The sequence below is a fragment of the Clostridium algidicarnis genome, from assembly GCF_000703125.1.
Classification (GTDB): domain Bacteria; phylum Bacillota; class Clostridia; order Clostridiales; family Clostridiaceae; genus Clostridium_L; species Clostridium_L algidicarnis.
On sequence record NZ_JNLN01000001.1, the window covers coordinates 1450446 to 1466251 of the forward strand.

Annotated in this window: 9 protein-coding genes; 5 read left to right on the top strand and 4 right to left on the bottom strand. The window is 28.3% G+C overall.

The features are described 5' to 3' along the window. Positions 1-64 precede the first annotated feature (64 nt). Positions 65-5236 (top strand): DUF5050 domain-containing protein, encoded by a 5172-nt coding sequence (locus BV55_RS0107155; protein ID WP_029452142.1) that lies wholly within the window; start codon positions 65-67, stop codon positions 5234-5236. Between the two features lie 221 nt (positions 5237-5457). Here the strand turns inward: BV55_RS0107155 and BV55_RS0107160 are convergent, their stop codons facing one another. The 3 genes from BV55_RS0107160 to BV55_RS0107170 all read right to left on the bottom strand — a co-directional run bounded on the left by BV55_RS0107160 (position 5458) and on the right by BV55_RS0107170 (position 8748). Beyond that, entirely contained in the window at positions 5458-6048 is a 591-nt protein-coding gene (locus BV55_RS0107160; RefSeq protein WP_029452144.1) for a hypothetical protein, read from the bottom strand. A gap of 172 nt (positions 6049-6220) precedes the next feature. Next, on the bottom strand, positions 6221-7387 hold the full coding sequence (locus BV55_RS0107165; protein WP_029452145.1) for an alginate O-acetyltransferase AlgX-related protein: 1167 nt from the start codon (positions 7385-7387) through the stop codon (positions 6221-6223). A 14-nt stretch (positions 7388-7401) separates the two neighbouring features. After that, positions 7402-8748, bottom strand: a complete 1347-nt coding sequence (locus tag BV55_RS0107170; RefSeq protein WP_198023203.1) for an MBOAT family O-acyltransferase — start codon at positions 8746-8748, stop codon at positions 7402-7404. Between the two features lie 323 nt (positions 8749-9071). Here BV55_RS0107170 and BV55_RS0107175 point away from each other — a divergent pair, with 323 nt between their 5' ends. Both BV55_RS0107175 and BV55_RS0107180 read left to right on the top strand, forming a co-directional pair. Next, a complete protein-coding gene (locus BV55_RS0107175) occupies positions 9072-10499 on the top strand; it encodes a hypothetical protein (RefSeq protein ID WP_029452147.1) in 1428 nt (475 codons plus the stop codon). A 61-nt stretch (positions 10500-10560) separates the two neighbouring features. Beyond that, positions 10561-11634: a glycosyltransferase family 4 protein gene (locus BV55_RS0107180; protein WP_029452148.1), complete on the top strand. Its 1074-nt coding sequence runs from the start codon at positions 10561-10563 to the stop codon at positions 11632-11634. Between the two features lie 12 nt (positions 11635-11646). Here the strand turns inward: BV55_RS0107180 and BV55_RS0107185 are convergent, their stop codons facing one another. Beyond that, on the bottom strand, positions 11647-12858 hold the full coding sequence (locus tag BV55_RS0107185; protein ID WP_029452149.1) for a glycosyltransferase family 4 protein: 1212 nt from the start codon (positions 12856-12858) through the stop codon (positions 11647-11649). Positions 12859-13278: 420 nt separating this feature from the next. Here BV55_RS0107185 and BV55_RS0107190 point away from each other — a divergent pair, with 420 nt between their 5' ends. Both BV55_RS0107190 and BV55_RS0107200 read left to right on the top strand, forming a co-directional pair. After that, a complete protein-coding gene (locus tag BV55_RS0107190) occupies positions 13279-13983 on the top strand; it encodes a sugar transferase (protein WP_084170598.1) in 705 nt (234 codons plus the stop codon). Between the two features lie 282 nt (positions 13984-14265). After that, positions 14266-15729, top strand: a complete 1464-nt coding sequence (locus BV55_RS0107200) for an oligosaccharide flippase family protein (protein WP_029452151.1) — start codon at positions 14266-14268, stop codon at positions 15727-15729. Positions 15730-15806: the final 77 nt, after the last annotated feature.

Here is a 15806-nt window from a genome sequence, read left to right on the forward strand (position 1 = left end):
TATCTATATATAAAGTTTGTTGAATAACTTTATAAAAATATAATAAGTGGGAGGAGGATTTGATATGCAAGGAAAAGTTAATTTTAAAATGTTAAAGATAAAGGCCCTAACATTTTTTATTTCAATTATGGCTATAGCAATCTTGAATGTGGTTCCAGCAAAAGCAGCTACAGATTACAAGATTATAGATCCTAAATATAGTGTAGAGCCTAATCATGAATTTAAAGTGAAGCTTTCTCAAGAAGTAGATGAAACTAATCTTAAAAATGGAGACATAAAGGTATATGAAAAAGATACCTTAAAGAGTGTGGATATAATTTTAAAGAAAGATCCTAATAACTCTAGAAATGTTATGGTAAAAGGACGTAGCCCATTCATAAATGGAAAGACTTATACCATTGAAGTTGTTAATTTAAAGTCTAAAAAGAATATGAATCTTAAAAGTCCAGTGAAAATGGACTTTACTGTTAGAAATATATATTCAGGACTACCAGGAGAAGAGGGTCTCATTATTGTAGATGATAAAGCTTATTCCATTGATTATCTAACCAAAAATATTAAGATGGTAAATGAAATAATGTTAAAGTCTTATGATATATATTATACATATAATTTTAATTACGAAAAAATATATTCTTTATTTAAATCAGCACCTGTAAATGGAAGTAATTTAACTCGAAAATATGATGAGATGACATATATAGACTCAGATGGAAATAAACATATTTATGAGTGGAGAAAAGACAGACAAGAGTACAACCTTCTGCCACCTAAAGCTAAGGTGGATATAATAGTAAGAAGTGAGGCTAAGGCTACAAACGTTACAGTAAAAGATGTTAAGGCTGTGCCAGATGCCAAGTATTATAAATTAAGAGGAAGTAATCTTATAAAACCATTTGGTGAGTTTATAATGTATTTTTCCATTGGCAACTATGAAGAGATTTCTATTTTGTCCAGTGATAAAACTGTACTTGCAACAGGACTTATAGATGTATCTAAAGATAATATGGGTGAGGTTAGACTAAGACTTGCAAAGGGAAATCATGAGGGTAATAGTGGAGGAAACTCCAATAATAATGGTATAGCAGTAGAAGATAAAGAAGGCTATATATACTATGTAAACAGTGCAGATAAAGAAAAGGTATATAAAATCGGCGCTGATGGCGGCTTTAATAGAATGATATTAGAAGATAAGGCTCAATATTTAAACGAGTCAGGAGATTGGATATATTATAGTAACTATAATGACGAAGGTAAGATGTACAAGGTTAAAAAAGATGGTACTGAAAGACAAAAGATACTAGATGATAAATCAGCATATATAAATATATCTGGTGAGGATATATATTATAGTAACCATACAAATGGAGGAAAACTCTATAGGATTAAAAAGGATGGTTCAGATGTTAAAGTTAGTGCTACAAACACACTTCATGGAAATCAAGTAGTAGTAGATTACGGCGGAGTTAATAGTATTTCAGATGAAGTAGCTTATATAAATATATCAGGAGATTGGATATATTACTCAAATTATTCCGATGGACATAAGCCTTATGTTATACATAAGGATGGAACTTATAGAGGAAAGATAAGCGATGTTTGGGCAGATTCTTCCCAGGTAGTTGGCGATTGGATATATCTTACTTCTAGTAATGGAACAATAAGCAAGGTAAATAAAAGTGGACAAGGCCCTGTGATTCCTATTAACGGTAAGACTACTAAGTTTGAAAAAGGATATCATATAAATGTTTTCGAAGACTGGATATACTACAGTAATGCAGAAGACGGAGGAAGACTATACAAAGTAAACACAGATGGTAGCAATAAAAAGATAAAATTAAGCGATGAATCTGTGGGATATATAAATATAGTAGGAGATTTTATATACTTTACTACGACTAAAGGAAAACTATTTAAACTACCATTAAACTCTAATGGTAACATAGCTCCAGAAGAGGTAGGAAAGCCTAAGGATAGCAATCTAATAGCTGAAATTAAGGATGTTAATATAACGGTAGGATTTGAAGATGTAAATCAATCTACAGAATTCTTAGAAGAAAAATACTTACCAAATAAGGTCCCAGCTATAATGAAAGATAATACAATACAACAATTAGTTGTAATTTGGGATACAACACCTTCAAAGGTTAGCTTCACAAACGGAGTTAGAACATATACAGGAAGAGTTGTAGGGTATAATAAAACTATAAAATTATTTATGACAATACCATCAGAAATGCTAAATGATACAAATAAAATAACAACCTATAAAAATGGAAACAAAAACGATATGGTTATAGTGGAAGAAATTAAAGGACCTACAGATTCAAACAAAATGAAAGCAAGGCTTCAAGAAGGAGATACATTAAAAGTTTATTCCGATATGAATAAACTTAAACTCCTAGGAAGTTCTAATGTAGGCAGAGATGGAAGAGCTGTAGTAACTAGACTAGACTTAGATCCTTACGGTAAGAGTGCATTTATTACCATAACAAGGAAGACTAAGGCAGAAAGTTCAATTACAGAAGTAAAGCAGTATATAACTCCAACCATTAGAATGGGAGATGTTAAAGATAAAGACTTTGTAGGTGTTGGACTAGATTTAAGAGATTTAACCATAGATCTATGGACAGTACCATTCTTTAATAGATTTGATGTTAGTAATTTAAATCAATACTATAATATACATGGACAAGAAATATATGTAGTACCTGCAAGAACAGCTTTAGACATGAATAGTTATACCCCATTTGTAGACAAACTATCTAAAGAAACTATGAAGTGGGACGGTTCTACATTATCTAAAGAAGAAGCAAAATACAAAAATAAAGATAGTAAAGGTACATTGCTTAAAAATGGAAGCTATGATGTTTATGTATCATCTACCTTTGATGGAAAAGCATCTCCTGATATAGATGGTAATATGCCACTTGTAGAAGGAAAGGTAGCTAATAACATGGCAGGAAACTATACCATGGTATCAGAGCAAATACCAGCAAAACCAACCATAAAAGAGCAAAAGGTTCAAGGCCATGATCCTTCAAAACAAAATATATGGGTGAATTTAGATAAACCATTAAATCCAGGAGAAGAGGCATTTTTAGTACCAAAAGAACTATTAGATCAAGTACGAAATTGGAATTCTGAGATGGGACCTTCACCTTTTGAAAAGTTGTTAAATGAAAATTATGATATAGTAAAGTTCAAAGGACTAGGAACTAAGATTCCGTCACCAGAAGGTGATAAATCTACGACTAACCCAAAAGATAAAGATTATAAGTTATTTATAGTAAACGGGGTAGGTGGATCTGTAGAATCTGACAATAAGATTACAGTGGACAATAGTGCACCAAAGATAGGCTTGGATAAAGCTGGAGAAAAGCCAACCTATGATGTAGGAGATCCAATAGCAGTAAGAGTTAATGAGAAAAGTAAGACCTATATAGTTAAATGGGGAATAGATAGAAATCCTTCTGCATTAGAGGAAGCATTTAAATCTCAAAATGCATTAATGATTCAACATAGGGGTAGCAACATTTCAATACCTTTATTTAAGAGTGAGACATTAGTTGATTTTACAAATGTTATAGGATCAAGTCTTACAGAATCATATTATGCAATAGCAGTAGATGAGGCAGGAAATATATCTAACTATGAAGAAATAACAATAAGAAGAGACTTTAAGCCATTGCTAGACGTATTAAATGATGCAAGGCAAAAAGAATCTCCTTCAAAAGAATTGCTTTTAGCTATAAAAAAGGCAGAACAACTTTTAATAAAAAATAATGTTAAACAATCAGAAATAAGACTTATTGTAGATGAAATACAAACAATGATTGGAAGACTTAGTAATGACACAACATTAAGCTCAAATGATTCCAGTATTATTGTAGATAATAAGGTAATCCTTACATCTCAAATGAGTGTAGTAGAATTTATGAGCAGCATAATAACTAAAAACAACTCCAAAGCAATGATTTTAGGAGAAGACGGTAATCCAACATCTTCATCTGACTTAGTTTCAGGTATGAAGGTTAGAGTTATAGCCCAAGATGGAAAGACAACTCAAGATTATCAGATAAAAGTAGTTATTGCAGCACCAAAAGATGGCACAGACCTTATAAAAGCTATCAACGATAAATATATAGAAATTATTAATTTATCACCAAACACTTATAAGATAGATGCAAATACTAATATTTCTAGGAATATAACTATAAAAGGAAGCACACTTGGAGTATCTAAGATTGAATTTGTGTCACAAGGGAAGATTACAGTGGACGTGGCTTCTCAGTTGAAGGTTTCAAGAACGGACTTTATAGGTAATGCTTCAGGACATAGCGATAACATTATAGAAAATAACGGAAAGCTAATAATAGATAACGATAGTTTTAGTAGCTTTGAGTTTAAAGAAGACGGGAAAAATGTAATTAAATCTAATTCAGGATCTAACCTAGTAGTTACCGGAACAAGGTTTAGTAACATAAAGTCTAGTGGAAAAGAGTTCTCCTACATTTATATAGATGAAGGAGTAAGCGAAGGAACTAAGGTTGAAGACTCTACATTCTTAGGCATGACTACAGGTAAAAATGTAAGAGGAATTAAAATTAGCGGAAATACTTCTAACTATAACGAAATACTTATAAACAAGAATACATTTAATAACTTTAAATCTGATATAGTAGGATCTATTTCTATACCAATTTATGTAGATGGAGGAAGGGTAAACATTTCTTCAAATATAATATCTGGTTCAGAAGTTGGAATTTGGTTAGAAGCTACCAGAGCTAAAGTTCAAGTAGGAGCATATACACTTGGAGCAAATGGATTAAATTCTGACAAGATAGGACCTCTAATATACAATATAAATAGAAATGTAAATAACAATCATTATGGAGATATTGTAATAGGTAAGACTATAGAAAAGGATGCACCAGAAATATATTATAACTCTACAGCAACACCAACTATAGGATTAATATCAATTAAAAAAGAATCACCTAATGAAATAAAGTTAGACATTAAAGATAAGGTATCTACAGGAAATAAATATGTATATCAAGTAAACTCTGTACTTATAGATACACCAAGAGTTGGGGTTGTAATGGAAGGTAAGCCATATGTGGATAAGGACGCACCTATGACATTAGATACTCAAGATAAGTATATAGTAATAGCAGAAGTAAATAGTGTTACAAATAAGATAGTAAGATTTAGACAAATCTATATTCCATAAAATATAAGACAAAGTAAGATCAAATGGAATAAGATAAAGTAACAAATAATAGATATAAAAAGATGCCGCAGGATATTGAGATATCCTGTGGCATCTTTTATATTTAAATCAACTTAATATCTTATTACTTAATGTTGTAAATAAAAAAACAAGTAACATTAATTTTAACAAATTATCGTTACTTGAAGTATTATTCTGATGAATCATTGTTAACTTTAATATTATTCTATATCTATTACTTCAAAATCTTTTGAAATAGGGACTATTTCTGCCAGTTGTTCTGATAAATAAGCTCTGTTACCTTGATTTTGTACCTTGTCCACTATCTTTTGAGCGCCTTGTATGCTTTCTACAGTCTTAACATCCCAGGCCTTTACTATAGCTTCTACAGCATCTTTATAATCAGGAGTCCAAACGAGTTTCCTTCCCCAAGATGTAAGCTCACCTAAAAGATACCACCTATCTAAATCTACAAACTTTGCGTTATTTAAATAGTTTTCTGTATTATCATAAATTCGACCACTAGAAGTTTTAACTAAATCAGTAAGATACTCATTAGCTTTACCTATCTCAGGAGTCCAAATGTTAGAAGATATAGAAGCCAATTTACCAAGCATTTCATCCCTTGTAGATATATTTTTAACTTTCATTATTTCAGAATAAGCAATGTTATAATGATAAAATGTTTTTTCTCTTAAAGCTGTTTCAAGCAAAAGATTAGCATCTTTATTATCATAAGCCTTTGCTACGAATGGGACACTGCTTAAAGATAGCAGTAGCACTAATCCTATAGCTATTTTTTTCATTTTCAACAAAATTACCCCCTCTTATAATTATGATGATTTACCTTGTACTCAAATTATTATATTTTAAAGACAGTTAATTAATTATTACACATATTATAGTTATCGTAAAGATTTGAAAAGTATTTAACGTAAAATAGAAAGATATATAAATAAAGAAAGAAAAAAAGGATCATAGGTTTTAAAATAATGCTAGGATATGTTTTAATACCAAATTCTTGCCCCTGGGAGTGAAATGTGAGTCACCTTTATAATAAAGTAAGTCATCTTCTATAGAATCCTCATTTATAAATAGATTGTAAGTATCAAAGGTATTTATATTATGTTTATTAAGTTCTTTGTATGAACGTGGTATAAAATCATTATATAATTTATAATCCTTAGTATACTTCCCATATATTGAATATTTAGTTGGAATTAACACAAAAATAAGTTCAATATTATAATCTTCAAGTAAAGTATCCTGAAGCCTTGCAATATTATTTGCAAACATATTTATAGACTCACTTTGAATATCTAGATTATTAAAGTTTATATCTTCTACATAAAAAAGCATATCTAGATCATTGCTATATTTTGGAGTAGCTTTTTCAAGCTCATCTAATAATTTAAATCTAAAATTTTTATTTAACTTATCAATAGGAGAAAAAAGCTTATTATTATAGAAAAAATAATCAAACTTATTTGAATCAAAGGCACCCTTTATTTTAGCTATAATATTTTTATAACTATGATTTTTAATTGGACTAATGCCAGCACTTGATCTATCGGCTACGTTTAGGGAAGTATTTACAGAATTTATAGTATCATTAGTTTCAAAACCATCATAGGAGGTATCTATAGCCTCTATATAGGATACGCTTCTTTCTAAAGCATACCTTTCAACAGTTTCTAGCACTAAATATTTTTTATCACCCTTTTTATAATCTATACTTTTTAAAAATGTAATTGGATTATCATTGTATTTTAAAAAGTCATTTCGAGATAAATGGTAAACCTTTTTGTTGCTAGCTTCGTTTAATAAGTAAGGAAGGGTTGCACTGCCGAAGTTAGCCTCCAAGAAGGAGTCACCCATAGTTATTATATTAGAGTCATAAATAGATATATCATCTAGCTTTTTCTTGTCTACAGGTATTTTATCTTTAAAGTCATTTAACTTAGATAGTTCATATAAGTCACCATAATAATAATAATCACCATTATTTAAATCTAAAAGTTTAGTTCCTATTTTATTAAACTTAATACTTAAAACACTAATAAATGCAAAAACAATGATAAAACATAAAAATGTTCTTTTTATAAGGGAAACTTTATTATTCCTTTTAAGTTTAAATTTATTTATCCACATATGCAAAGTCCTTTCTAGAATTTAAAATAGATAAACTGACCTTTAGAAACTGTTCCTAAAAGTACTAAGAGTATTATAATAATTATATTCACCGAATATAATATAGGTTTAAAACTTTCATATCCTTTAAAAAACAAGTATTCATATAAAAACAAAAATGCTATAAGTAAAATCATAAATATAAATTGATTAACATTTACAATTGAAAGTACACTGGTTTTAGTACCTACATCATAAATAAAAGAAGACTTTATAATATGGAAGGCAGATTTTATATTATCAGCTCTAAAAAATACCCAGGCAACATCTACTAATATAAAAGTTATCACAGTCCTTATTAATTTAACAACCTTTGTATCCTTATTCAAAAAAAGTATATTTTTATAAAGTATATTTTCTAAATTAATATATAACCCATGAAGAAATCCCCAAAATATAAAGGTGAAATTTGCACCATGCCATATACCACTTACTAAAAACACAATCATAGAATTTAAAAATCTTCTAAAATCTCCAACTCTTCCCCCACCTAAAGGTATGTAAATATAGTCCCTTAAAAAAGAGGATAATGAAATATGCCATCTTTTCCAAAATTCCTTAACACTTTTAGAAAAGTAAGGATACTCAAAGTTGTTTATTATATCTATATTTAAAATTTTACTAAAACCTACAGCCATAGAGCTATAACCAGAAAAGTCTGCATAAAGTTGAATTGCATAAAAAAACGCAGCAAAAGCCGTGGGCCATAGGCTATATCCATAAGGATTACCAAATACACTATCAACAAAAGGCGACAATCTATCTGCAATCATAATCTTTTTAAAAAGCCCCCAAAGTACATAAGTCATGCCGGTATAGGTATTTTCTACTGAAAATTTATATTCTGATTTTAAACTTGGAATAAAGTCAGAAGCCCTGGTTATTGGCCCAGACAAAATAGTTCCAAAGAAGCAAAGATAGTCTAAAAATACTATTAAATTTTTCTCCGATTTAATATTACCTCTATAAATATCCACTAAATAGCTTATACACTGAAGGGTATAAAAAGAAATACCTACAGGTACTATTAAGGATTTTTTTGGCAATTTAATGAAGAAAGATATATTTTCAATAACAAAATTATAATATTTAAAGTACAAAAGAATTGATATAATTGATAATAAAAATATTAATAATGTAATCTTAGAGATCACTTTATAAGTAATCTTAGAAGATTTATAAAGATTAACTTTTGAATCATTATTAGAATTATTGATCTGATTAACATCAGAAATAGTCTTATATCGGAGTCTTTCAATAATTATACCACCAAGGTAAACAAAAAAGGCGGTTATAAAAAGTATGTAAAAACTTTCTCCCATAGCCATAATGTAAAAATAAACATTAAATAATAATAGTAAAAGTAATTTAAAGTATCGACTACTTATGTGATATAAAAAAGAAAATATTATAAATAAGGTTAAAAATATTACTGAGTTAAAGACCATTATAGTGCACCCTCTTAAATTATTTATGCATTTTTAAAATTAGGTTATTTATCTGTAGTTATTTATCTATAGTTTTAAAAAATTAAATGGTTTTTATATTTAGCTAAAGTTTGATTATAATAATTGTCTGAAATTTTGTTTCTTTTAATTGTATATAAAAATTCCTCATGATAATATATAAAAGGAGGTGCTATAACTTGAAAAATAAGATTAAACAAATTATAAAGATACTTAATGTACATAATAAAGAGGTAATAATATTTTTACCTTTTCTTTTAATAATCGTAGTTACTAATATGTTAAATATAATGTATATTCCCTTTATTATAATTATAGCATTAAAGCTATTGGCTGTATATTACAAGAAAACTTCTTTAGATAAGGCTCTTTTAAGCATAGCTATTTATAGTATAATAGTTCCTGATAACTTCACTGTAATTGGAGCTTCGGGGCTACTACTTTTATATTGCATATATAAATCTATAAAGGTAAAGGGATGCTTTAAATTAGATAATTTTAAAAAGGATATAAAGATAATAATTCCTGTGGCTATATTTTTAATTTTAAACATAATAATAAATGTAGTGCCTATAATGAATGTGGTCTTTTTTGGAGTATATTACTTTGTATTTGTAGTAATGATTATTATATATAGATACTTTAATATTGATTTTTATAAAGAAGTAGATAAAACCTTTAATTCTATAATACTAATCCAGTTTATATATTTAATACTCTTTATTCCAATAAGATTTCAATATATATTAACACAGCTAATTGGAGATTGGTCTATTGGTACCCTTGGTATAAGCGAAGGACCTACACTTTTTAATCTATTTATATTTGGATTTATGAAGTATTTTGGATACTTTGAAAAACATAAAAACAAAAGATATTATTTAGTATTTGCAGCGCTATGTTTTCTAGGGGCCATGTCTACAGTATCTGTATCTTTAACACTAGTGTTTTTTGTGAGTTTTGGATTATATATTTTGATACATATAAGATCTCCAAAATTTAAGGCTTCTTTAATTGTGTTTGGAATATTAATGATGGGGTTATTTTGGTTTACATCTAATCCATGGATAAGAAATGAAATTATAAAAACAGCCACAGACTCACAGTTTAGAAAAGAAAGAATTACAAAACTTAAATATTATGAAGATACCTTTTTAACAATTCCAAAAGATGATGCAAAATTTATGATTTTAGGAAATGGTATGGGATATTATTCATCAAGGGCTGCATTAACTACATCGGGGTACTATGTCTCTTGGTATAACTATAATAAACCCTATTTTAAACCAACAGTTAGTGATTATACAAATGAGTATATAAAACCCTCCATATATTCTGCCTATGGCATAAGTTTAACTGAGCACCCAGGATCACAGTATATAAGCATTATGGGTGAATTCGGGCTTATTGGAATATTGTTATTTTTAATATTCTTTTGGAAGTTATTTAAAAATGGAGGCAACATTAATAAACTTATGATTGGCTATTTTTTAGCTATATTATTATTAGATAATTGGATAGAGTTTCCGAGGGTAGCTATAGCATTTGTATGTATGTATTACTTAATTAAAGAGGAAGATAGTCAGGAATACGTAGATAAGGTTTAGTTACGAAATACTATGAATTAGAAGTTGATGGATAAAAGTGGATGGTAAAGGTGGACTGTATATGAAAAAGATTATATTTATCGGATGGCACCATGAAGAGGAGGTACTTAATGGACCTTCAAATATTTTTAACTCTATAACAAAAGAGATTCCAAAGTTTTTGGATAAAGGGGAATACCAGGTTATATCACCTGAAACCTTTAATAAAGACAGTAAAAAAGCTTTGTTGTATATAAGTAAATTAATATTAAAATCAAAAGGAAATATTTTTCTAATAAATGGGAATGGACTTAAGTTTCCTTATGTGGTTCACATACTTAGTCATTTAAGCAAAAAAAATGATTATTATTTATTAAGCCATGGACTTAGAATAGTAGAAGACAAATATTTAGGAGTTGAAGGAAAATCTATATATTATAGGATGGAAAAACATCTAATAAACAAATTCCCCAATATAATAGCTATATCTGAATTTTTAAAGAGTAAAATAATAGAAAATACAAAAAGAAATAAGCCTATTCATATAATTAATAACGGATTAGAATATATAAATAAACCTAAAATCAAAAAAACGTTTTTAGAGGGAAGAAGTATACATTTCGTAACTACAGGTGGCGTTAAACGAGTTAAAGGCATAGAAGAGATGATAGTGTTAATACACAATATTAATTCTAATGAAAACAAATATAAACTTTACTTAGATATATATGGCGGTTATGATGATAAGGGCCTTTATGAATCAGTACTAGGGGGTATTAGTAAAGATTCTAATGGATATGTGAAGTATAAGGGAATTGTAAAAAAAGAAGAGCTATATGAGGTTTATAGACAGGCAGACTTTTATCTAGGATTAAGTAATTTTGATACCTTTAATATGTCCGTGCTGGAATCTTTATCTCAGTACACACCAGTAATAATAACAGATAGCTGTGGAATTTCAGAAATACTAGAAGATAAAAAACAAGGTATTGTAATTCATAAAGGTGATAGCTACTTTGAAATTATAAAAAGCTTTTTAGAAGGCTTAGATGAAGATACCTATGAAGCTATGAGAGATAACTCACGAGCTTTATACGAAGAAAACACTATGGATAAATCTATTAAAAGGTATCTAAGCCTTCTTAGAAAAGAATAGCTTAAATATTGATTATAGGTATATTTCATTTATATTTTTATGAAAGGTTGATACTGCAAAGTTCTCTTCAATAATTGACCTAGACCTTTTTCCAAAAGATTCTCTAAGGCCTTTATTTTCTATTAAAGGTCTTAACTTTTCTACCATAGTATTTACATCTATATCTTCAATAAGGAATCCATTTTCATTATTCTCCACCATTTCGCTAACTCCACCAGTTACATTTGCAACTATTGGAAGACTACAGCTCATAGCCTCTAGCACTACAGTTGGCAAGGAGTCAGGCTTTATAGAGGGTAGCACAAAGATATCTAAGTTGTTGTATACACTAACTGTATCACGGGTAAATCCTTTTATATGTAGTTTACCCTTAAGAAGTGGATCCTTAGATTCTTTTAATAGATCTTCCATAAGATATTCTTTACCTTTAAAAGCATCACCAACTAAGACAAAGCTTACATTGTTGTAGTCCTGAAGAAGCTTTTTTGCTACATCTATAAAAAAAGATTGCCCTTTAATTTTATTTACCCTGCCTACCATACCAATTAGTATTTCATCTTTAGAAATATTGAGCTCTTGTCTTAAAGTAAAATCTTCTTTATAAGTAAATTTACCTGTATTTACACCATTATGAATCACAATTACCTTGTCAACATTTCCAGCTACGGAGTCCTTTATGTTTATATTTCTAATGTGAGAGGTATTTAAGCTTTTTGCATTATCAGGATTTATATTATTAGAAATAATATTATCTTTAACTGCATTAGAAACACAAAGAACTTTAGAACTCATCTTAGGGACAAATTTTTTGTAAAAGTTGCTTAAAAATTTAGGCTCTTTTATAATTTCATGTACGTGCCATATATGCATCTTTTTTGTCAAAATGTGAAGAATGCCGCCTTCTAAAACAGCAAGTGTATTAGAATGTACTATGTCTATATTATTCTTTTTCATAAACTTTAGAAGATATCTTGTAGATTTTATAGTTTCTATGAAATATTTCAATATGCCAAAAGGCGTAAAGTATTGCCTTCTTAATATAGGATAGTTATAAATATATAATTTTATATCAAGTTTTCTTATCTCATTTGCAAGAGGGCCATCATTAGGGAAGATAACAAAGGGTGTATAAATATTTTTATTTAAACCCTTTAGTAGCTCTAAGAGAATTAGATCCGCCCCATATAGTTCAGCTCCAGTATGTAAAAACAATATATTTTTCAAATAAGATACACCTCTTTTCTTAAACTATTATATATAAAAAGCATGATAGTTACAATATATAAGGAAAGTTTCAATATACAAGGTAAGTTTTAATTTTAAAATAAGGCAGATTTCATTATTAAACGCCGTAAATCACCATAGTATAAAATATTATAATAAAATATCAGTGAATATTGTTGCATTTTATTATATAATAAACAATAAGGATGAATAAACAAGAAAAATGAATAAATAAGAAAGTAGATTTATAAAACTAAATGTTACTTGATGGTGGTTAGAAATATGTAAAAATGAGAATTACTTGATATTTCTAATTTATTAGAAAGGAGTTTAAATATGGAACAAGCTAATACACATGCAAATGAGTATGAAGCACCAGATGTGGAAGATGATAAAAGCTCGCATTTACAAAGTGTAGGTATGAAGTATAAAGCATTGCTAAAAGAATCTAATTATGATACTAAAGGCAATGAAGAGCTTAATAATATTGACATTACAAAGCTTAAAGGATATAAAAAGACTAAGGGATATTATATTATAAAAAGAATTATAGATATGATATGTTCAGGTATAGGACTTGTTATTTTAAGTCCCTTGTTTATAATTATTTCCATTGCTATAAAGTTAGATTCTAAAGGACCAGTGCTTTTTTCTCAAAGACGAGTAGGAAAAGATGGGAAAGAGTTTGAAATGTACAAGCTTCGGTCAATGATAGTAAATGCTGAAGAGCTACTAGAAATACTAGAAGATGAAAATGAAATGTCAGGTCCTATGTTTAAGATAAAAGAGGACCCCAGAATAACTAAGGTAGGCAAATTTATAAGAAAGACAAGCATAGATGAATTACCACAGCTTATAAATATTATGAAGGGTGATATGTCTTTAGTTGGACCAAGACCAAACTTACCAAATGAGGTAGAGGAATTTGAACCCTGGATGAAAAATAAGTTAATTGCAAAGCCAGGACTTACCTGTTATTGGCAGGTACTTGGAAGAAATGAAATTGATTTTTTGGACTGGATGAGATTAGACCTAAAATATATTGAAGATAGAAGTACCGCGCTGGATATAAAACTTATATTTAAAACTTTTAAAGTATTTTTTGGTGATGAATACGCAAGATAAGGATTATAGGGAAATAAGGTTTTAATAAGATAAAGATATGCGAAGACAAACTCAATATAAAATAAAGATATGATAAAGTAGGGTTTATTCTAAATTATAAAATTGATTTTATAATAATGCTAGGATATAATATGAAACAATGAGATTTATTAAACAAAAAATTAATGTTAATAAATCTTATTATGATGTAAATAATAAAAATCATATAATAGATAATATGAATTACATAATAAATAATAAAAATCATACAATAAATAATATAAGCCTTGGAAGGAAAAACTTATGAGTAAATCAATAGCTAAAAATGCTTTATACAAAGTGTTACTTAATATATTTAATATAATAATGCCAATTATTATAGCAACCTATACCTATAGAGTAATGACAAAAGAACTAATAGGTAGATATACTGCGGCCTACACTATATTTAACTATTTCTTTATATTTGCAGGTTTTGGTATATACAATTATGCCATTAGAGAGCTTAGTAAGGTAAGAGATAACAAGAAAAAGATGTCTCAACTTTTCACAAGCTTTTTTGTAATAGGATTAATTTCAAATATAGTAACTATTATAGCTTATGTAGTATTTAATTATACTTTATATAGGGGTACACCAGTATTTCCAGTGCATCTTATACTAGCACTTAACATGATTTCTAATATATTTTATATTGAGTGGGCAAATGAGGCTTTAGAGAATTATGGTTTTATAACCTTGAAGACCATAATAGTAAGGCTTGTTTATGCAGCACTTTTATTTCTTACAGTAAAGTCTTCAGAAGACTTTTTAATTTATGTGTTTTTAACCACTTTTTCAACATTTTTAAACAATATAATAAGTTATATTTATATAAAAAAGGGTATTGGATTCGACTTTAGTAATATAAAGATAAAAAGACATATTAAATTTTTACTTCTAGTTATAGTAATGTCTAATGGAAATGTTTTATACACTCAGTTAGATAAGGTAATGTTATCTCACTATGTAGGTGAAGTTTCTGTTGCATATTATGGAGTGGCTCACAATGTTATGAGTATAATAAATGCTTTGGTGCTTTCCGTAGTATTTGTTACAATACCAAGACTTTCAAACATTATAGCAAGCAAAGATCATGAAAAGTACATAAACCTTTTAAACAAAATAACTCAGACACTATTTGCCTTTTTGTTTCCTGTGGCCTTAGGAATGTTTGTCCTTGCAGAGGAGATATTTGTATTATTTGGTGGAGGTGAATATGCAGGAGGGGGACCAGTACTTAAGATTTTTTGTGTGTACATGGTATCTCTAGGCATGGAAGCTATATTAACCAATCAAGTTATGTACGTAAATAGAAGAGAAAAACAATTAGTACCCATGATATTTATGGCGGGATTTATAAACCTTATATTAAACTATTTACTCTTAAAGCTTAATGTGTTTAACGAAGTCACAGCAATAGCAACAACTACAGTAAGTAGTTACATATTAGTAATTACAGAGTACATTTACACAAGAAAAGTTTTAAATATAAAGTTTAATTTATTTAAGTTTAAAAACTTTAGATATTTTTTATACGCTTTAACATTTTTACCTATATCCTTTATATATAAATCTTTAATATCAAACATGTACATTTATATTGTAGCCATAGTATTAACTTCAGGAATTGTTTATACACTTTGCCTATTTATTACAAAGGATGAGATTTGGAATACAGCAATTAATAGATTCTTACCTAAAATTAAAGGGAAGTTTAAAAGATAAATTCGAAAGTTAAATTTAGAACAGAAAAATTAATTTAGAAGACAAATTAAAGATATTAAATGTTGAATTAAAAAGAC

Bases quoted from the DNA above. Each gene is read 5' to 3' on its own strand.
- BV55_RS0107155 (WP_029452142.1), top strand. From the start codon at position 65: ATGCAAGGAAAAGTTAATTTTAAAATGTTAAAGATAAAGGCCCTAACA.
- BV55_RS0107165 (WP_029452145.1), bottom strand. From the start codon at position 7,387: ATGTGGATAAATAAATTTAAACTTAAAAGGAATAATAAAGTTTCCCTT.
- BV55_RS0107170 (WP_198023203.1), bottom strand. From the start codon at position 8,748: ATGGGAGAAAGTTTTTACATACTTTTTATAACCGCCTTTTTTGTTTAC.
- BV55_RS0107180 (WP_029452148.1), top strand. From the start codon at position 10,561: ATGAAAAAGATTATATTTATCGGATGGCACCATGAAGAGGAGGTACTT.
- BV55_RS0107190 (WP_084170598.1), top strand. From the start codon at position 13,279: ATGAAGTATAAAGCATTGCTAAAAGAATCTAATTATGATACTAAAGGC.
- BV55_RS0107200 (WP_029452151.1), top strand. From the start codon at position 14,266: ATGAGTAAATCAATAGCTAAAAATGCTTTATACAAAGTGTTACTTAAT.